The organism is Helicobacteraceae bacterium (genome assembly GCA_031258155.1).
GTDB lineage: Bacteria > Campylobacterota > Campylobacteria > Campylobacterales > SZUA-545 > JAIRNH01.
The window spans coordinates 28,244-50,116 of sequence record JAIRNH010000059.1 but is presented as its reverse complement, the minus strand read 5'-3'; the positions used below and the strand labels follow the sequence as shown (position 1 = coordinate 50,116).

The following is a 21,873-nucleotide window of genomic DNA, read 5'->3' as shown; positions in this document are numbered from 1 at the left end:
GACGGAGGAACTAGCTGGTATTTCGACAATCCGCGCGATAAAAACGAAAGTTACGAGACCTATATAACCAAAGAGCTAACGGCGCAGATCGACGCGAAATACCCTACGATAGCAAGCGGGTATTCGCCTCTTTCAAACAATCATAACGCAAACGCGTTACATAAATTTTAACTTTTTATGTATTCCCGCTTTCGCGGGTATGACAAGAATACGGATTATCGCCTTTGCGTACGTCTTCCTTCGCGCCTTGTTCTCCTACCCACGCGATTTACGGGAATAACAAATAGCGCGAGAAATGGCGACGCGCTCAATCGCTATCATCGCTTAAACCAAGTTGCGTAGCGTAGTTATGATCGACGATTTGCAGTAATCGCGGCGATCGTAACGTGAAAGCGATCGCCGATTTGTTAAAGACAAAACGCTTTAGTAAAAAGCCGCCTTGATAGTTATAGCGCGTATCTATAGCGCAGTTGCGTCTTGTCGTTAAGACGGGCGTTTGGTTTTCCTAGCGTCTCTTTATACGTAACGCTACTTATTACGCTCGCCGCTCGCGCGAGGAAACGCTTAGTTTTCCTAGCGCCCGTCTATAACATCTATTTCAAACTCCCCCTCCCCTCTCTCTCAAAGAAGGGGGAGTCGCTAGATAACCAAGTAGCTAGGATCGCCTAGTCGGTTTTCTAACGCTACTAGCGCTTAAAGCCTGTCGCAAAGGCTTTTATATCTTGCGAATTAAAGCCCGTGATACTTAAACGAAGCGTCGTCCGCAATATAGAAGCCTAAAGACGCATCGCTATTATTATCGTAATATCTGCCTTGAATGCGCGTCCAATGACCGTTTACTTTAGCTACGGACACAGCCGAATACTGGATATAATGGTCTCCATCGTCTTGCTGCTTATTTCTTTCAATTATCCTGAAATTACCGCTTGCCTCAAGTTTGTTAAACAAAGCGTCCAAATACGCCTTGTTACCATTTGCGCTACCCTTAGTAAAATTAACGTGGTAAGCGCGACTAACGCCGTTCGTCTTAGTAGCGGGCAAGACGGCTCCAAACTGAAGGCGAAGCGCGTCAAGCACAAACGCGTTATGCGACGAGCCTTCTACTAAGGTCGCCCCCAATATAACTTCTCTGTAATCTTCGCCTATATCAACGGTAAGATCATGTTTTTCGTCGCCGACAGAAACGCCAGGTTTTATCCAGTAGTTGTTGTCGTCGCCATCCTTCGCAAAACCGTTAGTCGCAAGTTTCTGTCTATAATCGTCGTCGACTGTTACGCCGTGATACGTATCAATCCTTGCTCGATGATTGCTTATCGTCGCCCCTTCTAAATCAATATGCGGAAAATACGCCTGAATACCGCTAGCGTCGTGCGGGTTGGGATCGTTTGCTTTAACGAAGTATGCGACGTCGTCCTCCCAAACTCCAATACTGGGTTCTGCATTGGCTTCGGCTACGCTTGTTCTAGCGTCGGAGCCAAACGATATTTCTAGTTTGCCCTCGGCTAACAGCCTAATCCCGTGTTTTCTATAGCCCGAGCCTTCCGTGTAATCTACAGTAACATTAACCTCGTCGCTAGAGGCGCTAAGTAGATAGGAAGAGGTAAGATCAGTCCAGTCGCTAGTCGCCGTGCGCACATGTAGGGCTGCGCCGTATTCGCTAATAACTAGCTTATCGCATTGGGCAAAGTCTTGGCACCTATACCAAGTCCCCCTAAGCTTCTCCGGTATCGTTGCGGTAGCGGGAGGTTCCTCTACGGTAATAGTTTCCTCGCCCGTCAGCTTTTCATTGTCGTTCGGAACGTTAATCGTAGGCGAAGGAGCGATTGTTACGTCTCCGTCGCTTGTGATCGTCTTAATTTTTGGACTTGCAAATACTGGCTCGGTAGCGTTTATATCGTAACCCGCCGATATAAATATAAAGCGATCTTCCGAAGCCGCGACGATTGAAAGATGTTTATCCACCTTATCGTAGGTTCCTACAATAGGGAAAACGCTGCCTTTAATTTTAAGCCTGCCCTCTATAACGCCGTCAACCGCCGCCGGTTCAATAAAACCTTTTGCGATAAACTCAGCGTCGCCGGTATAGATCGATGATGGTTGCGGTTCGTCTTGCAGATCGTCTTCGTTTATGTTTAAGCCGCTTGCGTTAAAGGAGCCGCTAATGGAAACTTCGGTTTTTTTGTTTTCGTTTCCGTTGTTGTTGTTATTGTTGCCGCCTCCGCCGCCGCTACTACCGCCGCAACCGGTTAATGTTAGCGCTAAAAAGAGGCTAAAGAGCAGAGAGAGAGAGAGAGAGAGAGAGAGAGAGGATTTCCAAACTTAACCAAAGCTGAAGTTTTAGCATTAGTTAAGAGAGATCGATCTCTATTGATCGCGTTATTTACGCGATTGTTTAACGATGATTGCCCAGTAACAACATCGTCTCCTAATGTCGATTGAGTCAAATTGACTCCTCCTTGCGATAGCGTTTTCATAGCTAACCCCCTCGTAATAAAATGTAGCGCGTCAATAGTAGATAAATTGACCTTAAAAGAGAATGAATTGGTTTTCTTTTTTTGACGATTGTTGTTGTTTTTTAAGCGTTTTGGGTTTGGGGGTTTTGTTTTCTGCTATGCCCGAGAGGAGCGATAGAAGCGCAAAGCGCTTCGTAATCGCATAGGAAGGCGGGAATCCAGACGCTCAGAAGGCGTGAGAAAGATGGATTTCCGCTTTCGCAGGAATGACGGGAATATGGATTTCCGCTTTCCTTAGCGCCTTGCGCTCCTTTCGGAGCGGGCGCTTCGCGGGAATGACGGGAAAGTCGCGGGGGCGACGATGGTATTTTGCGAGCATAATTAGCGAGAAAGGCTAAGCGTTTTGTCGCAAAGCGAGGATAAACAATCGCGAGGATAACGCGGATCGCAAGAGTAATAGCGGCAATAATCGCAAAATATCGCGCGTTTGCGAAGCGTCAACGAAGGGTCTAGCGCGTCGGGTTAAACGGCGGATCTGTTTTTGTTTTTCGTCCGCTCTAATTTGAGAAATTATCGCGCTAGGCAAAACGGCAAATTTGTTTTGATTTTTGCGCGAAACGTCCGACGCGTCGGGTTAAGCGATAAATTTGTTTTTGATTTTTAGCGCGCTCCAAATAGCCAGTATCATGCCAAGCGCGAAAACCCAACCGCTTAACGCGCCCGCGTGAATGCCGCTAAGCAGCGTTCCGATCGTGCAACCAAGCGCGATCATCGCGCCAAATCCAAGCAAAACGCCGCCGACAAAACTTAACGCGCTCTCTTTAAGCGTCGGTTTTTGAAGCTCGAAATCGTTCGCCGCAAACGAAGAGGCAAACGAACCTACAACTAACCCAAGCAGTAAAAGCGCGTCGGTATTAAGCCAGAAATTCGCGGGCAAAGACCCGCATCCCGCAAAGCCGTCTAATCCGTGTAGCCGCGCGGGTATCAGATCGTAAGCGCCGCTAAAAAAGCGCGTCCAAGAGGCGATCGTGGCGGTAACGCCAAGCGGCTTAGTCCAAATGATAATCAAAAATCCAAGCGCGCCGATGATCGCGCCGCCTACATAGTAACTCCAGCTTTGAGCGAAAAAACGATCGTATATCTCTTTGAAAGTCGCGAGAGGTTTTGGGCTTTCTCTCGGCGGTTTGAGCGAAAACTTCCAGACAAACGCCGCGATCGCGCCTAAGATCGCCAGTTGTAAGACGAGCGCGATCGAGTAGCCAAAATACGCGGGCAGCCATATAATCCGCGAATCGGCGATCCGAAAACTATAAAGCGCGTTCCAAGAGTTAAAGCCGATAAAAAATCCCAGCGCTACGCCGCACAGCGCGATAAGCGAGCCGATCGAGCCTTCGCTTAAATGATACCAGTGCGCCGCCACGCACGACTTTGATAAAACCATGCCAAATCCGAAAACCGCGCCCGCAAGCGCCAAAACCTCGCTTACCGGTCCCGCGTGAATATCGGGCGGCAGATTGTTTGGCGCGGGAGTAGGAAGCCAGCTTGAAACGACAATCGTATAACCAATCAGCCCGATCGCAAGCGCCAATAGAAGCGCTAAAACGCCGTTTGGATTTTTATCCTCTATATAGTCTCGTATATGGCAGTAAAAACAGAAGCGGCTTTTTTGCATAACAAAGCCGAAAACAAATCCGACGACAAAAGCAAAAGAGGGCGTTCTGCCCGCTTCGACAAAGCTAAGATAATAGGCGAAAGCGCAAGAGGCGGCGATCAGAACGGGCGCGGTAATTTTCTGCCAAGACATACGACCAACTTGAGATGGAATTGACGCGGGAGCCGACCGCTCCCGCGAGAAAAGTCGCTTATCCTAAACCCTCTAAGGATAAGACTATTTAGCCGCCCAGATCGTGCCGGCGGGATTGTCGATAGGCGCTCCTACCGAGTTGCCGTATTCCGTCCAAGAACCGTCGTAGTTTTTGGCTTTATATCCCAAAATCTTCGCCAGAGCGAACCAAGTGTGGCTAGAGCGCTCCCCTATGCGGCAATAGGTAATTACCGGCAGCTTGCCGTCCACGCCCACGCTCGCGTAAAGCTCTTGGAGTTCCGCCTTGGATTTAAACGTGCCGTCTTCGTTCACCGCTTTGCCCCAAGGCACGTTCACGGCGCCAGGAATATGTCCAGCGCGAATGCTAAGCTCCTGAATGCCCGCGGGGGCGAAAACCTTGCCCGCGTATTCGTCGGGCGATCGAATATCGAGCAGTTTGGCTTTCTTGCCGTCTTTTGCGACGCTTAGCACGTCCGTAAGGCGCGCGCGAAGCGCGTCGTTAATGTCCGCGACCTTGAAATTCGTCGCCTTGTATTCGGGAACGCGGTTGTCGAGAGGCTTGTTTTCCTTCTCCCACTTTACGCGCCCGCCGTCTAGCAGCTTGACGTTCTTAACGCCGTAAATATCGAATACCCACGCGCCCCACGCGGCGAACCAATTATTTGTGTCGCCGTAGAGAATAACCGTCGTATCGCTCGCCACGCCCGTTTTAGAAAGCAACTTCTCAAAATCGGCGCGGCTTACAATGTCGCGCTTTACCTTGTCGTTAAGATCGGTATGCCACGAGAAATTAACCGCGCCCGGAATATGACCGCGCTCGTAAACGCCCGGATTTACGCTCACCTCGATAACGCGAATCTTCGCGTCTTTAAGATTGTCGGCGAGCCAATCGGTAGTAACCAGCGGACCGCTAGGAGCCGCCGCGAACGCGCTAAGCGTCAGGACTCCCGCGGCGATCGCCGCTCTGAAAAGCGTATTTGCGCCAACTAACAAACCTTTCATGTTTCCTCCTTTGAATTTTGGAACAGGCGATCATACGCCTATTTTCCTTAAATAATGTTTAGTATATCTATCGAATTTTAGTTATTTACGATTTTTTTACGCGGCGAAGCAAACTATGCATATAATCACGGGCTATGAAAAAGTGGTTGACGTTTATTATGGTTTCCGTCGCGCTACTCGCAGAGCCGAGCCAGCCCAGACTATTTTCTCCGATCGGCGCCGCCACAAACGAGGCGATCGACGTTTCGCCTCAGCCTTGCGACGCGCGTTGTTTGGCGCGGCTATTAAAAGAAGAGAAAGAGTTCTCCTTTTTAGCGCGTTACAATAACGCCAACGACGACGGCAGCCTTAGCGCCGAATATCAACGGCTGGCGGCGTTTTTGAATCTCTCGATGCCGCAGGTGAACGGAGAGAGAATCGCGGTGTTGATTCCGAGCGAGTCGATCGGGCGGTATTCGGTGATCGTTTCAAACAGCGTAAGCGCCTATCTGCTTAGCAAGGGCAAACCTTTTGAAATGCGCGTGTTTGATTCCGCGGACGAAAAGCCAGAGAGCCTAGAGAACGCCGTTAAAGAGATCGAAGCCGCCGGTTTCAACCGCGCTCTAGCGGCGCTAACGGTGGACGGCGCGAGAACTATCGCCTCCATGAACCCGACAATCGAGCTTTATATCCCTACCGTTAACAGAAACGAGATTATTTACGCGCCGAACAACCTGTATTTCGGCGGCATCGACTATCCTAGGCAATTAGAGGCGTTAAGTCAATACGCCAATCGCTTTCGCACCTTCGTGCTTAGCGAGCCAAGCGCGTTAAGCCAAAAAATTACGGCGGCGGCGGACGCTATTTTGCCTACGCCCGCCTCTCGCGTTACGCTCGATAATCCGCGCGTTAATTTTTCGCAGCTATTCAAAACGCACAAGATCGGAGCCGGCGCGTCGATACTGCTGAATACGCAGCCGGTAAGAACGAGCATGGCGCTTTCGCAGATTACTTTCAACGATATTCGCATCGCCTCCGCGCTAAGCACGCAGATGAACTACAACCCGCTATTGCTCACCTTGCCCCAGAGCGACGACGTAAAAAATCTTTATATCGCCAACGCCATAGGACCGGGCAATATGACTTTACGCGATATAAATCAACTGTTGCGCAACGATCTACGCTTTGACTGGACGGCTTACGCCTCTAGCGCGATGGCGGCTATGATCAGCCAAAGAAACGGCGGCGATTACTCTCCAAGGGTGGAACTTTTCGGACTTGAGCTGGAGGACAATCAGATTCAATACCCGATCAAAATCTATCAGATCAAAAACGCGCGTTTTGTTTTGGCGCCGCCGCCGCCCGAAGGTCCGGTTAATCAGCTTCTGCCGCCGATCGAATAAGGAAAAACGCTGGTCAGCAGCCGCTTGGTCGCCTCGTCGATCTTGACGGGTTTCGTCTCTTTTACGGAAACGATTTCGACTTCGGCGCTAAAAATTAGGGTCTGATCCAGCCATAGCTCCTGCTCAAGCCAAAACGAGGCGGCGCGAAGCTCTTTTAGGCGCGATCTGACCTCTAGCGTATCCCCTAGCTTCGCCGATCTGATAAAACGAACGTTCATCGATCGAACGACGAAATACGCGCCAACGTTTTCGGGTTTCTGTCCGATCGCGAAAAACGCCTCGCTTCGCGCCCGCTCTATAAACTTTAGGTAGTTCGCGTGATAGACCATTCCAAGCGAGTCGGTATCCTCGTAATAGACGCGAATATTCATAAATTTTCAGCCTCGTTTTTTTTCTTGGTTTCCACAAACAGCCGCAAATACAACAAACCCAAAAATCCAAATACGGAGCCGACATAAGAGGCGGCGACGTTAAGATAAAACTCGCCCGCGCTCGCGTCGGCGACAATAAACGAATATATCGGATATATGAGCAACAAAAGCGCCGTCGTCCCGCACAAAAATAAGAAAACGCCTCCGTAAGCGATCTTGACCCCCGCAGGCGCTAGGCTTTCAACGTCAAAAAGCGCGGCGGCGATCGCCCTCGCGAATACGAAACAGCCTTTCCAGCAGACAAACCCGATTATAAAACCGCTAAAAACCGACAAAAACGTCATCTACTTTCGCCTCTCTTGAAACGTTCGATTAAGCAGGTAAATATAGCCAACCCGATAAACGCGCCGCCGAACGCCGCGCCAAAGCATTCGCCCTTATCGTAGCCGCCCGCCGCGATCAGCGCGATAGGCGCTAACGACAATACGGCAAAAAACATAACGACGACAAACGCCAACGCGATCGCTCGCGTAAAACGTTGCGCTAACGCGATCGCTCGCGGCGTTTTGGCTTGCGTTCCAAGCAGTTTGCTCGCGCAGAACGCGGGCGCGAAATAGCACGCGTAATAAAAGACCGCGCCCGCCGCGCCAGACCACAGCGCGACAAACTTAAGCGCGAAACGAGTCGTCGCCAATAGATAGAGGTAAACGCCGCCGAAAACCAGCGTAAGGAGCGCCAAATATAGGTCTTCGCCTATCGCCGCTTTCGTTTGACGCGCTAGTTTTTTGGCGTTTGCGGCAATCGCCGTTTTAGCCAGATCGCAAGCGTTTGCGAACGCCTTTGTTTTTGTTCGTATCGCTAGCTTTTGGACGCTCGTTAAAACCGCCGTTTTTATTTCGCCAATCCGCCTGCGGGCGTTTGCGAAAGCCGTCGCTTTCATCTATTTTTGCAGATGCGCGGTTTTAACGCGAAGATCGCACGTTATCGCTTTAGCGTCGTTTTCTCGTAGCCTAACAATATTTTCAACATATATGTCGTCGCGCTTGTCAAGTTTTACGATTTTTACGCCGCTCAACGCCTCGCCGACTTTGATCGGCTTCATATTCGGATCGATCAGCTCCAGATATAAAATCGCGGGGCTATCTATAAAGGTAAAGCGAAAGCGCTCTTTTGAATCGACGCTCAACACGGCGACGTCCTCCTCAAAATACCGCGTAATCTCGCCGCTTTTCTCGTTTTTGCGGTAGTAAGAGACGCGAAAGATCATATTTTCCGGAACGTTTTCCCCCGCGATCTGTCGATCCGAGCCGTATGGAGACAGCTCGGCGAAAAAGCCGATCGAGCCGCCTTCGCTTTTGCACAAAAGCGCGCCCGCGCTTATATCGTTTCCGGATAGGCGCAAAGCCTTTCTGTAGTTATCGAGGTATTCAAGCTCTTCTTGCGCGAACGCGCGTAAGCATAGCGATAAAACGACCGCCGCCAACGCCCCTCTCATTTTCTCTCCTTTTCGTCCGTTTCAAATCCGCGCGGCGGTTTTGCCCGCCTAACTCGCGGCGCGAAAACGGTATTGTATCGCCGCTTTGTTTTACGCTCGACAAAATTTAGCTCGACCGCCGTCTTGCCGCGCGCGGTTTTATCGCAAAAGCGCCGATCGCTAAAGCGTTTGAGCGTAGCGATAGTATGCCGCGCACGCGCCTTCGCTAGAAACCATGCAGCTGCCAAGCGGCGAGGCGGGCGAACAGGCTTTGGCGAAAACCTTGCAGTCGGTTGGTTTGGCGCGCCCTTTTAGGATTTCGGCGCAGATACAGAGCTTGTGATCGTCGATTGGATCGTTTGGCAGTTTTTCGGCGTAGATTTTTTCAGCGTCGAGGCTGGCGTATGAATCGCGCAGCTTCAACCCGCTTTTTGGTATGTCGCCTAGCCCCCGCCAGCGGAAGGTTTCGCGCGGCTCGAAGTAGCGATCGATCAGCGCTTTGGCTCTCTCGTTGCCCTTTGGCGTAACGGCGCGGGAGTATTGGTTTTCCGCCTCGCGCCGCCCTTCGTTAAACTGCCGAACGATCATCAGGACGCTTTCGAGCGCGTCGATCGGCTCGAAGCCGCTAATAACGATCGGCGTTTGGTAGCGATCGACGATCGGCGCGAATATGTCGCTTCCCGTAATCACGCTTACGTGCGAAGGACCTAAAAACGCGTCGATCTCGCCGCCGCTATCCATAATCGCGCAAACGGGAGGCGGCACAAGAATATGGTTGATGTGAAAGAGCAGGTTTTTTACGCCGCTCGCGATCGTCCGTTCGATCAGCGCGGCGCTCATCGGCGTAGTCGTTTCAAAACCGATCGCGAAAAAGACGACGGTCTTATCGGGGTTTTCCGCCGCGATTTTTAGCGCTTCAAGCGGCGAATAGAGCGCGCGAACGTCCGCGCCTTTGGCTCTCGCCTCTTGCAGGGAGCCTCTGCTTCCCGGCACGCGGATCATATCGCCTAGCGTCGTCAGAATCGTATCTTTCATATTGGCGATCGCGATCGCGTGATCGAGGCGCTCTTTGGGCATTACGCAGACGGGACAGCCCGGTCCGTGGATAAACTTGATCTCTGGGGGTAGAAGTTGTGGCAGACCATACTTCATAATCGTATGGGTATGACCGCCGCATATCTCCATAATGTTGATCGCTCGCGTCGCCTCCGATTTAATTTGCGCGCTTAAAGCCGCTATAAGTTTCGGGTCGCGGTAGTCGCTAAGATAGTCGATCGACAAGCCCTAAATCCCCGTCGCGCTCGTCGATCTCGCCGCTTTGCATTTTCTCGGCGATCTCTTTGAAAATCGCAAGGCTCTCAAGCGCGTCTTTTTCGTCGATCTTGCCCATAGCGAAGCCCACGTGGATTAGGACGTAATCGCCAAGCGCCACGGGTTCGCCCGCTAGGTCTAAGGAGACTTTGCGCTTTACCCCCATCGTATCGACAAGCGCGTTGTTCGCCTCGTCGATCTCGATGACTTTGGAGGGGATAGAGAGGCACATTCGCCGCCTTTCCTATAAGTTTTCTTAATAAAAATGTATTATATATAAGTTAAGTTTAAGCGCAAGATCGTTAATATAAACGTATATTATTATAAAGGCGGTTCATTATGGAATATCAAGCTCTACGCGACAGGCTGGCGGCGCGGCTTAACGCGCTTGCTAACGCCCCGAAACTAGACGAGCAAAAACCGATCGGCGCGGTTCTCGAAGAAAACGGAATCTCGCGACGCGACTTTATGAAATGGGCGGCGGGCGTTACGGCGCTCTTTTCGTTGCCGCAGTCCTTCGCGCCGCTTGTGGCGCAAGCGGCTGAGCTAACCGATCGCATTCCCGTCGTTTGGCTACACATGGCGGAATGCACCGGTTGCAGCGAAAGTCTGCTTCGCACGGACGCGCCCACGATCGATAGCCTTATCTTCGATTATATCTCGCTTGAGTATCACGAAACGGTGATGGCGGCAAGCGGCTGGCAAGCCGAACACAATCTGGAAGAGGCGATCAAAAACTACAAGGGCAGATATATATTGATGGTCGAAGGCGGCATTCCCGCGGGTTTAAGCGAGTTTTATCTCACGGTCGGACCGCTAGGCAAAAAGGGCGCGGAACACGCTAGAGAAGCGGCGGAAAACGCGATGGCGATCTTCGCTATTGGAACCTGTTCTAGCTTTGGCGGCGTTCAAGCGGCGTATCCAAATCCCACAAACGCGCAACCGCTTAGCGAAATTACCAATAAACCCGTAATCAACGTGCCGGGCTGTCCTCCAAGCGAGAAAAACATCGTGGGCAACGTGCTTCACTATATTTTGTTTGGGACGCTTCCGGCGCTCGATATTTACAACCGCCCCAAATGGGCGTATGGTCTGCGCATTCACGATCTGTGCGAGCGGCGCGGGCATTTCGACGCGGGCGAGTTCGTTCAGCAGTTTGGCGACGAGGGCGCGAAAAACGGCTACTGCCTTTATAAGGTCGGTTGCAAGGGTCCATATACCTTTAATAACTGCTCTAGGGAGCGCTTCAACCAGCACACCTCGTGGCCCGTGCAGGCGGGGCATGGCTGTATCGGATGTTCGGAGCCTGATTTTTGGGACAAGATGGGACCGTTTGAAGAGCCGCTCGCCTCTAAGGCGTTCAACTCTATCGACGCGGACGCCACGGCGGATAAGATCGGGGTCGCGCTTTTGACCGCTACGGCGATCGGCGTAGCTGCGCACGCCGCAATCAGCGCTTTCAAAAAAGCCTAGTAATTAAGGGGAGATAATGAGCAAAAGAATAGTAGTCGATCCAATAACCAGAATTGAAGGGCATTTGCGGGTGGAGGTCGTCGTGAATGACGACAACGTAGTAACCGAAGCCTACTCTACCGCGACGCTGTGGCGCGGCATAGAGAAGATATTAAAAGGGCGCGATCCGCGCGACGCGGGCTTTTTTACGCAACGAATCTGCGGCGTTTGCACCTTTTCGCACTACAAGGCGGGTATTATGGCGGTCGAAAACGCGCTCGGTATCGTTCCGCCGCTAAACGCCGTTTTGACGCGAACGCTGATGAACGCGGCGCTGTTTTTACACGATCACCCCGTGCATTTTTATCAACTTCACGCGCTTGATTTCGTGGATATTGTCTCCGCGCTTTCAGCCGATCCGAAAAAAGCCTCCGACGAAGCGTTCAAATACGCGCGCGTTCCTTACGCTTGCGGCGCAGATCAGCTAACGGCGGTTAAAGAGCGGGTGGCGGCGTTTGCCAAAAAAGGCGCTTTGGGTCCCTTCGCCAACGGCTATTGGGGGCATAAAACCTATCGTTTAACGCCCGAACAGAACCTGATCGCGCTCTCGCACTATCTCGAATGCCTGCGCATTCAAAGAACCGTCGCGCAGATGATGGCGATCTTCGGCTCGAAACAGCCGCACCCGCAGAGCCTCACCGTCGGCGGCGTAACCTGCGTGATGGACCTGTTAGACCCCGCGCGGCTTGGCGAGTATCTTGTGAAATTTCAAGAGACGGCGGACTTTATCAACCGCGCCTACTATCCCGATCTGGTGATGGCGGGCAAGGCTTACGCTTCGGAGCCAAGCGTGGTAGGCGACGTGGGAACGTCCAACCTTTTCACCTTCCAAGAGTTCCAACTAGGCGCGAAAGACTGGCTCTTTGATAGCGGCATTATCCTAGGCGGCGACATTAGCAAGGTTTATGAAGTGGACGAGGATAAGATCACCGAAGAGGCGACTAGATCGTGGTATAAGAAAGACGCGCCGCTTCACCCATACGACGGCGAAACCGATCCGAGCTATACGGGCTTCAAGGAAGCGGACACGATCGACGGAAACGGCAGAAGCGTCAAAGCGCCGCTGATAGACGAAAGAGGCAAATACTCGTGGATCAAAGCGCCGCGCTACGACGGCAAGCCTATGCAGGTGGGACCGTTGGCGAATATCGTCGTGAACTACGTAAAAGGCAACGAACGAGTCGGCAAGGTCGTCGAGGGATTCCTCAAGGACACGGGCTTGCCCGTAGGCGCGGTATTCTCCACGCTTGGGCGCACCGCCTGCCGTATGATCGAAGCGAAGGTGATCGCCGATAACGCGCTTGCCGCCTTCAACAACCTCGCGGCGAACCTCAAAGTCGATCAATCCACCTGCGCGCCCTATATTATCGATAAAAACAAAGAGTATAAAGGGCGTTATATCGGGCATGTGCCGCGCGGGACGCTTAGCCACTGGGTGAGGATCAAAAACGGCTTGATCGAAAACTATCAAGCCGTCGTGCCTTCGACGTGGAACGCTTCGCCAAAAGATTCGCAAAATCAGCGCGGCTCTTACGAGGAGTGCCTAATCGGATTAAAGATAGCCGATCTGTCCAAACCGCTGGAGATTATCCGCAAAATCCACTCCTACGATCCGTGTATCGCGTGCGCGGTGCATGTGATGGACGCGAACGGCGCTAACATGAGCTCTCATAAGGTTACGCTCGATAACGGCGCGACCTGCTAGAGGCGGAGGATACCAATATGGCACAAGAGGCTGTTGAAACCAGAGAGGTCGAGGTCGAGTTTAGCGCCGTAACGCGCGTAATTCATTGGGTTAGAGCCTTGTCGATCGTCGCGCTGACGATTACGGGTTTTTATATCGGAGCCGTTTTCGTCTCTCCCGCGATTTCGGGCGAGCCGAATCTGTTTCTAAACGCGAGAATGCGTATGTGGCACGAGATATTTGGTTTTGCGCTGATCGCCGTTACGCTGTTTAAGATATATTACTTTTTCGCCTCGAAAAACGGGGCGGAAAAACTAGAGCGCGGCTCTTTTAGCGACGCGCTAAGCCCTAAAACGTGGATCGATCAGATCAAATACTATCTGCTGATCGGCAAACACCCGCATCTGAAGGGCGCGTATAACCCGCTTCAGTTCGTAGCCTATAGCGGGCTTTACGTCGCGTTTTTCCTGCTATGCTTGACGGGGCTTATCCTATACGCGCACGTCTATCACGACGGGTTTGGCGGCTTGATCTACGGCGTTATGCGTCCGTTCGAGGCGCTTTTTGGCGGGCTTGCCAACGTGCGGATCATTCACCGCGTTTTGATGTGGATCGTGCTGGTATTCCTGCCCGTGCACGTCTATATGGTGATCTTCAACTCGTTAAGAGGCAAAGAGGGCGCGCTGGATTCTATTTTGAGCGGAATAAAGTTCAAAAAGAAACATTGATCGCTTGAAGATACTCCTGCTTGGGATCGGCAATATAATGTTCTCCGACGAAGGCGTCGGAGCGCATTTGAGCCGATTGCTTCAACGCAAATACCGCTTCTCGTCCGCCGAACATACGCTTAAGATCGTTGACGGCGGCACGTTAGCCCAGTTGCTTACTCCCATAATCGCCGAAAGCGATTACGCGATTATTTTCGATTGTATCAGCGCGGACGACGCGGCGATCGGCGAGGTCTATTTTTTCGATTACGAGGATATGCCGCGCGGCGTAAGTTGGCAGGGCAGCGCGCACGAGGTGGAAATGCTTCAAACGCTCTCTATGATGGACCTTACGGGCGATCGCCCGCGCGCGAAAATCATCGGCGTGATACCCGAACGCATAGAATCTACGACGCTAGAGCTTAGCGAGCGCGTCCAAAAAGGCGCGATTATTATGGAGCAAACGGCGATCAAACATTTAGCCGAACTAGGATTTACCATCGAAACAATCGAGCCTAATCTGACGATCTCGCAGGTAGCCCGCGAATTTGGGCGAGACTAGTGATCTTAGCTTACGAGTTTATATACCTCTCTAAAAACGCGGCGTTAGAGAATTTTTTACGCGCGATCGCTTACGAGGCGAAACGCGATTTTTACATCAAAAAAGAGGGCTGGAAAATAACGCTTTTCGTTCGCGGCGGCGAGGAGGAGCTGAAAGCCTTTAGCGATCTGTTGGCGGTTGAACTGCCGCTGTCGATCTATCTGCGTTCGGCTACGGTAAAAGCGCTAAGCGAGTGGAAGCCGTATGAGGCGAGCGCGATCGAAAGGTGCGAGGAGCCGATCGGCTTTACGCCAAAAAGCCAAGCGCTCGCCGCGCAAAGCGGTAAATGGACGATCGCGCCCGAAATAGGCGCGCCGATCGCGCTCGATAATATGCCGCCGATCGATAATGCGATCGAGCGTTTATCTAAGGGCGAAAGCGTCGCGATCGAAGGAAAATATACGATCTCGCCGCTAACCGATCGCTATTACGACGAAAACGACGTTGTTATGCCGACCGATATTGGTTTCACGGCGAGCGTCGCGATCGCCAAAGAGGAGGATATTAACGCTCTAGGTTCGCTGGAGCGACCGATTGTAAGGCTTCCCGCGAACCTAATTTTTCAGTCGCGCTATCCAAAAGCGCCGCGCGCGGTTAACGTCGCGTTGGCTGGCGATCTCTATCTCTATCTGCTGTCTATAAGGCTCGCCGAAAGCGGCGTTCAAGCGATCGCGTTGGCAAACTACGATCGCCCGCGCGTTACCGCGCTAAAAAACCAAAATATAATCGTCTCAGGCGTAACGCCGCAAAGCTCGTCGCGGTTTTTGGCGATCAAAGAGCCGCATTTTCGCGTTTTTGCCGCCGCGATCGACGAAAAAGGTTTGCAAAACGAAGCCAATCTCGGCTTTTTCTTTAGCGCAAATTACGACGATCGCGTTATTTTTAACAGCCCGAAAACAGGCGCAATCGAACTTGTGAAAATCAACTTTCCCCCGTCGATAGCAGAGATTTTGTCCGCGATAGAAAAACGCGATCAAAGCGGAGCGAAACTGATCGCGAAATACCGCGAAACATACGGCGAAACGCTCGCGCCGATCGAAGCCGTTTCGTTGGAGAACGCGCCTAGAAATATCGTTTCGCTCTGGGCGGCGGCGGGGCTAATTTTGGGTTTTGGCGACGATCTAAAATCCGCCGGCAATAGGATATTCGAGCATATCGCTTTTGGCGGCGCGATAAAAGCGCCTAGCGCGGATTACAAACTGATCGCGGGAGAGATCGACTCTCTTGGGCTGATACGCTCCGCTATAAGTTACAAGTTAGCCTCCGCGCCCGACGATCTGATCGCCTTTAGCCTTTGCGAGGGTTTGGCGCGCTTTTTGGGAGATTTGGGCGATCTAATCGGCGCGGGATTAAACGCGGAGGCGGGATTAAGAGAGGCTAGAAACGCCGATAGTTTTCTCGCCTCGCTATGTGTCGAGGCGCCGCAAAATATCTTTTTACTAGGCTCGCTTTTTTCAAATAAGACGTTTTCGCGGCTGGCTTTAAGCCATATCTCGCCCGGTAAAACACCGCTCTTTCCCAACGAAATACCGCTCGAAATATAAGCAAAACTTAACCAGAGCGCCAAAAAACGCGGCGGCGTTTAGCGAAATGCCGCTAAAAACATAAGCGAAACCTAACCGCGATCGCTCTCGCGTTCTCGCAAAGCTACTCCTGCGCGTTTCTAGCCAAGCGAAATATCAGCCCCGTTTTATGCAATCGCGAGATTGGAAATCCGCCATACGCGCTTCGCGCGGATATGACAAAGTAGATAAGCGGGTATGTTTACGACGGTCGTCGGCTAACGCTTTCTAAAAGAGAGCGCCTCTAGCAGCCGCCGTTTATCAATCGTTTCCGTTTCGTCTAGATCGGCTATGGTGCGCGCGACGCGGCGTATTTTACCAATGGCGCGGCGCGAGAGGGCAAATCTTTGGACGGCTTGCGTTAGCGTATCTTCGGCTTGGCGATCAAAAATGCAATAGCGTTCCGTTTCGGCGTCGCTTAATTTGCCGTTTAGTTGCGTCTGCCCGCGCTTTTTTTGCATAACAAACGCCTTTAGCGTTAGCGATCTTAGCTCCGCGCTCGTTACGCCTTTCTCGTCGTCGATTTCGCCGTCGGACATCTGCGTAAATAGATCGATGCGATCCAAAAACGGATCGCTTAAGCGCGCTTGATAGCGCTCGATCTCGATTTGAGAGCAACGGCATTCGCGCCTCTTGCTATATAGATTTCCGCAGGGGCATGGGTTCATAGCCGCGGCGAATAAGAAGCGGGTTTCATACACGATTTTGCTATTGACGCGCGAGATAAGCAGTCGGTGATCTTCTAGCGGTTCGCGCATCGCCTCTAGGATCGACTTTGAAAAGTGGGGCAGCTCGTCGAAAAACAGAATGCCGCCGTTGGCTAACGCCGTTTCGCCCATTTTGGACTCTTTGCTCCCTCCGCCGAATATGCTGCTTCTTGTGGCGGTGTGATGCGGATTTCTTAGCGGTCGGGCGGCTTTGAAGCTGGGCGTTTTACCCTCTAGGCTCTCTAACGACGCGATATTCAGCAGCTCGCTTAAACTCACGGGCGGCAATATTCCGGCTATTCGTTTGATAATCATGCTTTTGCCCGTGCCGGGCGCTCCGCTAAATAGGATATTATGAAAGCCCGCGGCGGCGATCAGCGCGGCGCGCTTCGCCTGTTTTTGCCCGCGAACCTCGAGAAAATCAAGCGACGTCTCTTCCTCGTAATAGTAGGTTTGATCGATTGTTATAGTTTTGGCGTTGAGAGCGGCGCTTGTCGCGGGCGCGATCTTGTTCGCGCCGCTAAAAAAACCTATCGCCTCGTTTAGCGTTCTGACCGCGTAAGCCTCTACGCGCGGTATTCGCGCAAGCTCTTGCGCGCTAACGGGATCGGTAACGACGCGCTTTAACAGCCCTTGCGAGGCGAGCGATAGGGCTAACGCGAAGGTCGTGGGCGACGATCTGGTTTGCCCGTCCAAGCCAAGCTCCGCAAAGCAGAAAAAATCCCCAAAGTCGATCGGCTTGTTTTGCAACGCGATAATAAGCGCGATCGGTAGGTCCATCTGCGATCCGCTTTTTCTTAGATCGCCGGGGCTTAGATTGACGGTAACTTTTAGCGGCGGGAATTGATAGCCGCTTAGCAGCAGCGCGGATTTTACGCGATCTTTAGCCTCTCTGATCGCTTCGTCGGCTAACCCGACGACGCTAAACGACGGCAATCCGCGCGTGAAGCTCGCCTCCAGCGTTACCTCGCGCGCGAAGGCGCTATCGAGCGTCGCGCTTTTTAGCCGCTTAAAGCGTTTTAGCCCGCTAAAATCCAAATCTTCGTCGTTCATTCGAGTAATTTTAGCGATCAAACAATTGCCCCGCCTAATTTGCCTACGCAATCTACTCAAACTCGCGATCGCTTAGCAAATCTTTTCGCAATCTACGCGGGCGATGATATTCCGAATCGTCGCCAGATAAAGTTAAGCTACAATTCGACGACGTTCTGAAAATACCGCGTATCGGCAAAACTAATGTTAACGCGCCAAAGGAGATTGCGTGAATCTAATACTCTCGACCTGCGGAACCAGCATTTTGACTAGTAATCTAAACGGAAACGACGATTTTCGCAAACTGCTTGTTCGGCGAGCCAACGCCAAAAACGACGGCGATATTCCAATCTCTGAGCGCGGTCTTATTCGCGAACATATCGAAAATCGTAAGCGAAACTTTGTGGAGTATGATAATGAAGACGCCAAACGTGGCTCCGCAGAGCTTAACGGTATTCTGGCGTTTTACGACGGGCGAACGCTCAAAGAAAACCAAAAAGATACCCACTATCTCTTGACGACCGATACTTGGCTTGGCGAGGAAACCGCCAAAATTGTTAAATTATGGCTGGAAAAACGCGGTTTTACGGATATTCGCGTCCAATGACACTGCGATCTGCAAACCGCAGACCTACAGCGCTTCAGAAGTTCGCTCGCCGATCTGGTAAAGTGGTGCGCCAAAACTATCGAGCCGCAACGAGCGGCGCGTTATCGCGTTATTTTCAATCTCTCCGGCGGTTTTAAATCGGAAACGGGATTTCTTCAACTTCTGGGTATGTTTTACGCCGATGAAACGATCTATATATTTGAAGGCTCTAACGAGCTTATGCGTATCCCGCGCCTTCCGGTCAGAATGGAAGACGAAGAGTCCATTAGAAAGGATTTGCGCGATTTTCGCCGCGCCGCGCTAGAGCTTGACGTGCGTTCTGAAAAATCCAGTATTTACTGGTTTAGCGACGGGATACATAGTATTCTAACAGAGTGGGGCGAGCTTGTTTTTGAACGGCACAAAGCGGAAATCTATCGGGGGGAAATTCACCCGTCGCCGTCTGAAAAAATTATTTTGACGACGGAGTTTTTGGATTCGTGCGAAAAAGAGACGCCGCCTCGCAAACAAGAGATCAACGAAAAGATCGATCTGTTTGCGCAATTTCTGGAAAAGGCGAATCATCCAAATCCAAAAAGCCTTCATTATCACCCCGTAAACCATTCGCGTAACAGCAAGGTAACGCACGAAATTTACGCGTGGAGCGACGGCGACGCCAAACGTATTTACTGTCGCTCTCTTGATAACGGTAAGACGGAACTTCTGTTTTTGGGAGCGCACTTGTAGCTTCTTAGCCTTTTTTTGTTAGGCGCGGCGCGTATATGTTTTATCGCGATCCAATACGAAACGCGGCGGCGCAAAAATAGAGGCTTGGCAAAAAAAGAATATTGGACGCCGCTTAAAATACGGCTATTGGCTTGATCGTCGCCGGCGTAATTGGATTGGCAATCAATCAAGAAATTACTTTATTATTGTTATTGATTGTGGGGCGTATATGTTTTTTTCGGTAAGTATTTAGGTCGAAGGCGTGATATGTGCGCGGCTTTGACTTCGATTGCAATCGCTATTGGCTTTACAATCGCGCTTTACTACGTTATTAAATCTCCAAAGTCTGCGCAAAGCTAGATAGGGCTTTGCGCCGCTCGCCAACTCCTAAGTTTCGTTTAAGATTATGCTTTCTTTTAGTCGTTGCAGAATTTGCGCCCGACGCGCGCCGTCAATGACGATCGCGTTATTGTATTTTCGTTTAAGTTTTTGCTTCCTTTGCCGAGCAATATCCGCATAGTTATGATTTCAAGTATCTACAACAGCGTTTGAAACTCGTTATCAAAAAGATTGATAAGTTTGACGCTGTTGTCCGTGATATATGCGTGATTTATTCGTGAGTTTTGATTTTCTTTTGATTTTTGTCGATTGTCCGCGAAGCTAGTATTTACGAGGGTTTATTTTGGTAGCGGAGGCAGGATTTGAACCTGCGACCTTCGGGTTATGAGCCCGACGAGCTACCGGACTGCTCTACTCCGCACCATGTCGTTTCAATCTGGGGTACAAGGACTCGAACCTCGATTAACTGGACCAAAACCAGCTGTCCTGCCGTTAGACGATACCCCATCGAAAAACGGAAGCGAAATTGTAGCCGAACTTGGCTGTTAAATCAATATAACAAGGCGCTATACAAACGCTAACGGCGCGAAAATTCGCCGACAAAATAAGCGAAGCCGTCGCGATTTATATTTATCAATAAAACGCGGGCGTTTCCTTCGACTTTTTTGCCGTCGCCCTCGACAAATCTCTTCGTAAACCGCGAGCGGCGCTTTACCTCGACAAGGTTGCGCGTTCCTATAGAAAATTTTTCAAGCGGGCAAGACTTCGCCTAAACTACTCGAATACGGCGCGGGACTTTTGGCGGTTGTAAGTTTTCTCTCTCTCGTTTTTTTTGATGCGGTTTAACTCGCCGCGCAACCAATAGGCGAGATCGTTTAGCGCGGTCGGTTCGCCGTTTGATCGAGCGATCAGATCGTTTGCCAAACTGATCAGCGCGGCGTATCGAGGATTGTAAATCTTTATATCGCCGTATTTAGGCGCGTTTGCCGCAATAAGGCAAAACCCAGCCCACTCTGCGTCCGTCCTGTCGAGATAGTTTGAAACGCGGGATAAAAACCTTTCAAGCTCTTTGATAAACCTAAGCCGTTTTTTCGCCGCTAAATCTTTCATCTATCGTCGCGCCGCGATCGCGTTTTAGAGCCGCGAAAACCGCCGCCGTAACCGCCTCTTTTAGGTCTAGCGTAACCGCCGCCTTTGCCGCCGCCGCGTTTTGGCGAGCGATCGCGCCTATGATCGTTTAAGAGTTTTTCTAACCTTTGCGGATTAACGCCTATGCTGTCGGGTCCCGTTATATTCTGTTTTTCTATAAGTAGCGAAATGGTTTTAAGCGCGATCTGCTGCAGATCGATCTGCTCTTCGAGAACGGTTAAAATCCGTTGCGATTCGTCGTTGAGGCGAGCGTTCAAAACGGAGCCGACCAACTTGTTTGAATGCGCCTTTTTAACGTCGCCCAACGTCGGCACGCTCTCCCTGCGAATATCCGCGCCCGCGATCTTTTTAATTCGCTGAAGCTCTTTGTATTCCAGCGGCGTTACGAGCGTAACAGCCACCCCCTTTTTGCCCGCTCTGCCCGTGCGCCCAATCCTATGCACGTAGCTTTCCGGATCAAACGGGATATGATAGTTGAAAACGTGGCTGACGTCTTTAACGTCCAAGCCGCGAGCCGCCACATCCGTAGCGACCAAAATATCCAGTTGAGCGGTTTTGAAACTTTTTATAACCTCTTCGCGGCTTTTTTGTTCCATGTCGCCGTGCAGACCTTTCGCGCCGTAGCCTTTGGCGATCAGCATCGTGCTTAGGCGCTCCGCCTCTTTTTTGGTGCGGACAAAGACGATCGATTTGCTCGGCTCCACCGCGTCGAATAGCCGCAAAATAGCGTCGTCGCGCTCGTGTTCTTCAATAACGTAGTATTGCTGAAAAATATCTTTGTTTGCCGTTTCGTCCGCCGGCGTAACCTTGACGCTGACCGGATCGCGCAAGATGCGACCCGCCAAATCTCTGATCGGCGCGGGCATGGTCGCGCTAAACATTAGAGTTTGGCGTTCTTTGGGCAGAAACTTAAATATCTCTTTAATGTCGTCCAGAAAGCCCATATCAAGCATTTCGTCGGCTTCGTCTAGAACGACGATCGACGGCGCGAAGTTTTTAAGCCGATCGGAGCTTAACAGATCCAAAAGCCGCCCCGGCGTAGCCACGACCACCTGAGCGCCGCGAGCGATCAGATCGACCTGCCGATACGACGATTGCCCGCCGTAAACCGTAACCGTTCTAACGCCCGCAAACCTACCGAGCTTAAAAAGTTCGTCGCTAACTTGAGTGGCAAGCTCTCTCGTGGGCGTGATCACAAGCAGCTCGACCTGATCGGTTCGCTCTATGCGATTCATCGTAGGCAAGCCAAACGCGGCGGTTTTACCCGTGCCGGTCTGCGCTTGAGCGATCAGATCGCGCCCTTCCAAAATATAAGGCATAGCCTCCGCTTGAATGGGGCTAGGAGTGGCAAAACCGGCTTCGACTACGCCGCGCAAAATCTGCGGCTTAAAGCCGAAAGATTCAAAGGAATCGTATTGATTAGACATTGAGGGTACTTCGCTTTCAAATA

The 21,873-nt window shown here is 51.4% G+C and carries 19 protein-coding genes, 2 tRNA genes and 1 pseudogene; 8 read left to right on the top strand and 14 right to left on the bottom strand.

Annotated elements, in window-relative coordinates:
• Window positions 1–729: 729 nt before the first annotated feature.
• Window positions 730–1,962, bottom strand: coding sequence for a hypothetical protein (locus LBF86_08200; GenBank protein MDR0665480.1), 1,233 nt, complete (start codon window positions 1,960–1,962; stop codon window positions 730–732).
• 199 nt (window positions 1,963–2,161) lie between these two features.
• Between LBF86_08200 and LBF86_08195 the strand changes: the two genes are divergently transcribed.
• Window positions 2,162–2,323, top strand: a complete 162-nt coding sequence (locus tag LBF86_08195; GenBank protein MDR0665479.1) for a hypothetical protein — start codon at window positions 2,162–2,164, stop codon at window positions 2,321–2,323.
• 764 nt (window positions 2,324–3,087) lie between these two features.
• On the opposite strand, the gene LBF86_08190 is transcribed toward LBF86_08195, so the two are convergent.
• Both LBF86_08190 and LBF86_08185 read right to left on the bottom strand, forming a co-directional pair.
• A complete protein-coding gene (locus tag LBF86_08190) occupies window positions 3,088–4,257 on the bottom strand; it encodes a YeeE/YedE family protein (protein ID MDR0665478.1) in 1,170 nt (389 codons plus the stop codon).
• 84 nt (window positions 4,258–4,341) lie between these two features.
• Entirely contained in the window at window positions 4,342–5,280 is a 939-nt protein-coding gene (locus LBF86_08185; GenBank protein MDR0665477.1) for a sulfurtransferase, read from the bottom strand.
• Window positions 5,281–5,414: 134 nt separating this feature from the next.
• Between LBF86_08185 and LBF86_08180 the strand changes: the two genes are divergently transcribed.
• Window positions 5,415–6,662, top strand: coding sequence for a hypothetical protein (locus LBF86_08180; protein ID MDR0665476.1), 1,248 nt, complete (start codon window positions 5,415–5,417; stop codon window positions 6,660–6,662).
• On the opposite strand, the gene LBF86_08175 is transcribed toward LBF86_08180, so the two are convergent.
• The 6 genes from LBF86_08175 to LBF86_08150 form a co-directional block, all read right to left on the bottom strand.
• Entirely contained in the window at window positions 6,638–7,033 is a 396-nt protein-coding gene (locus LBF86_08175; protein MDR0665475.1) for a YbgC/FadM family acyl-CoA thioesterase, read from the bottom strand. The two genes, LBF86_08180 and LBF86_08175, sit on opposite strands and share 25 nt — an antisense overlap.
• A complete protein-coding gene (locus LBF86_08170) occupies window positions 7,030–7,377 on the bottom strand; it encodes a hypothetical protein (GenBank protein MDR0665474.1) in 348 nt (115 codons plus the stop codon). The genes LBF86_08175 and LBF86_08170 overlap by 4 nt, the downstream gene beginning before the upstream one ends.
• A complete protein-coding gene (locus LBF86_08165) occupies window positions 7,374–7,973 on the bottom strand; it encodes a hypothetical protein (GenBank protein MDR0665473.1) in 600 nt (199 codons plus the stop codon). The genes LBF86_08170 and LBF86_08165 overlap by 4 nt, the downstream gene beginning before the upstream one ends.
• Entirely contained in the window at window positions 7,974–8,528 is a 555-nt protein-coding gene (locus tag LBF86_08160; protein MDR0665472.1) for a hypothetical protein, read from the bottom strand. It abuts the gene before it with no gap.
• Between the two features lie 159 nt (window positions 8,529–8,687).
• The gene (hypD, locus tag LBF86_08155; GenBank protein MDR0665471.1) at window positions 8,688–9,788 is read right to left on the bottom strand and encodes a hydrogenase formation protein HypD; all 1,101 of its coding nucleotides are present in this window, start codon (window positions 9,786–9,788) and stop codon (window positions 8,688–8,690) included.
• A complete protein-coding gene (locus LBF86_08150; GenBank protein MDR0665470.1) occupies window positions 9,769–10,050 on the bottom strand; it encodes a HypC/HybG/HupF family hydrogenase formation chaperone in 282 nt (93 codons plus the stop codon). Before LBF86_08150 ends, hypD begins: the two co-directional genes overlap by 20 nt.
• A 104-nt stretch (window positions 10,051–10,154) precedes the next feature.
• Here LBF86_08150 and LBF86_08145 point away from each other — a divergent pair, with 104 nt between their 5' ends.
• From LBF86_08145 to LBF86_08125, 5 genes are read left to right on the top strand one after another with little or no spacing between them, the layout of a single operon-like run.
• Window positions 10,155–11,291, top strand: coding sequence for a hydrogenase small subunit (locus tag LBF86_08145; protein MDR0665469.1), 1,137 nt, complete (start codon window positions 10,155–10,157; stop codon window positions 11,289–11,291).
• A 16-nt stretch (window positions 11,292–11,307) separates the two neighbouring features.
• Window positions 11,308–13,035, top strand: coding sequence for a nickel-dependent hydrogenase large subunit (locus tag LBF86_08140; GenBank protein MDR0665468.1), 1,728 nt, complete (start codon window positions 11,308–11,310; stop codon window positions 13,033–13,035).
• 17 nt (window positions 13,036–13,052) lie between these two features.
• Entirely contained in the window at window positions 13,053–13,742 is a 690-nt protein-coding gene (cybH, locus tag LBF86_08135; GenBank protein MDR0665467.1) for a Ni/Fe-hydrogenase, b-type cytochrome subunit, read from the top strand.
• A gap of 4 nt (window positions 13,743–13,746) precedes the next feature.
• Window positions 13,747–14,283, top strand: a complete 537-nt coding sequence (locus tag LBF86_08130; protein MDR0665466.1) for a HyaD/HybD family hydrogenase maturation endopeptidase — start codon at window positions 13,747–13,749, stop codon at window positions 14,281–14,283.
• Complete coding sequence (locus LBF86_08125; protein ID MDR0665465.1) at window positions 14,283–15,866, top strand: hypothetical protein; 1,584 nt, start codon at window positions 14,283–14,285, stop codon at window positions 15,864–15,866. Before LBF86_08130 ends, LBF86_08125 begins: the two co-directional genes overlap by 1 nt.
• Window positions 15,867–16,102: 236 nt before the next feature.
• On the opposite strand, the gene LBF86_08120 is transcribed toward LBF86_08125, so the two are convergent.
• The gene (locus LBF86_08120) at window positions 16,103–17,644 is read right to left on the bottom strand and encodes a YifB family Mg chelatase-like AAA ATPase (protein ID MDR0665464.1); all 1,542 of its coding nucleotides are present in this window, start codon (window positions 17,642–17,644) and stop codon (window positions 16,103–16,105) included.
• A gap of 382 nt (window positions 17,645–18,026) precedes the next feature.
• Between LBF86_08120 and LBF86_08115 the strand changes: the two are divergent.
• Window positions 18,027–18,956, top strand: a pseudogene (locus LBF86_08115) (putative CRISPR-associated protein).
• 662 nt (window positions 18,957–19,618) lie between these two features.
• On the opposite strand, the gene LBF86_08110 reads toward LBF86_08115, so the two are convergent.
• The 4 genes from LBF86_08110 to LBF86_08095 form a co-directional block, all read right to left on the bottom strand.
• A tRNA-Met gene (locus LBF86_08110) sits at window positions 19,619–19,695 on the bottom strand.
• 15 nt (window positions 19,696–19,710) lie between these two features.
• Window positions 19,711–19,781, bottom strand: a tRNA-Gln gene (locus tag LBF86_08105).
• Window positions 19,782–20,048: 267 nt separating this feature from the next.
• Window positions 20,049–20,384 (bottom strand): hypothetical protein, encoded by a 336-nt coding sequence (locus tag LBF86_08100; GenBank protein MDR0665463.1) that lies wholly within the window; start codon window positions 20,382–20,384, stop codon window positions 20,049–20,051.
• Window positions 20,381–21,850 (bottom strand): DEAD/DEAH box helicase, encoded by a 1,470-nt coding sequence (locus LBF86_08095; GenBank protein ID MDR0665462.1) that lies wholly within the window; start codon window positions 21,848–21,850, stop codon window positions 20,381–20,383. The genes LBF86_08100 and LBF86_08095 overlap by 4 nt, the downstream gene beginning before the upstream one ends.
• Window positions 21,851–21,873: the final 23 nt, after the last annotated feature.

Excerpts from the sequence above, each read along its gene's own strand:
- LBF86_08195 (MDR0665479.1), top strand. The coding sequence starts at position 2,162 with ATGGAAACTTCGGTTTTTTTGTTTTCGTTTCCGTTGTTGTTGTTATTG.
- LBF86_08190 (MDR0665478.1), bottom strand. The coding sequence starts at position 4,257 with ATGTCTTGGCAGAAAATTACCGCGCCCGTTCTGATCGCCGCCTCTTGC.
- LBF86_08185 (MDR0665477.1), bottom strand. The coding sequence starts at position 5,280 with ATGAAAGGTTTGTTAGTTGGCGCAAATACGCTTTTCAGAGCGGCGATC.
- LBF86_08180 (MDR0665476.1), top strand. The coding sequence starts at position 5,415 with ATGAAAAAGTGGTTGACGTTTATTATGGTTTCCGTCGCGCTACTCGCA.
- LBF86_08175 (MDR0665475.1), bottom strand. The coding sequence starts at position 7,033 with ATGAATATTCGCGTCTATTACGAGGATACCGACTCGCTTGGAATGGTC.
- LBF86_08170 (MDR0665474.1), bottom strand. The coding sequence starts at position 7,377 with ATGACGTTTTTGTCGGTTTTTAGCGGTTTTATAATCGGGTTTGTCTGC.
- LBF86_08165 (MDR0665473.1), bottom strand. The coding sequence starts at position 7,973 with ATGAAAGCGACGGCTTTCGCAAACGCCCGCAGGCGGATTGGCGAAATA.
- LBF86_08160 (MDR0665472.1), bottom strand. The coding sequence starts at position 8,528 with ATGAGAGGGGCGTTGGCGGCGGTCGTTTTATCGCTATGCTTACGCGCG.
- LBF86_08150 (MDR0665470.1), bottom strand. The coding sequence starts at position 10,050 with ATGTGCCTCTCTATCCCCTCCAAAGTCATCGAGATCGACGAGGCGAAC.
- LBF86_08140 (MDR0665468.1), top strand. The coding sequence starts at position 11,308 with ATGAGCAAAAGAATAGTAGTCGATCCAATAACCAGAATTGAAGGGCAT.
- cybH (MDR0665467.1), top strand. The coding sequence starts at position 13,053 with ATGGCACAAGAGGCTGTTGAAACCAGAGAGGTCGAGGTCGAGTTTAGC.
- LBF86_08120 (MDR0665464.1), bottom strand. The coding sequence starts at position 17,644 with ATGAACGACGAAGATTTGGATTTTAGCGGGCTAAAACGCTTTAAGCGG.
- LBF86_08100 (MDR0665463.1), bottom strand. The coding sequence starts at position 20,384 with ATGAAAGATTTAGCGGCGAAAAAACGGCTTAGGTTTATCAAAGAGCTT.
- LBF86_08095 (MDR0665462.1), bottom strand. The coding sequence starts at position 21,850 with ATGTCTAATCAATACGATTCCTTTGAATCTTTCGGCTTTAAGCCGCAG.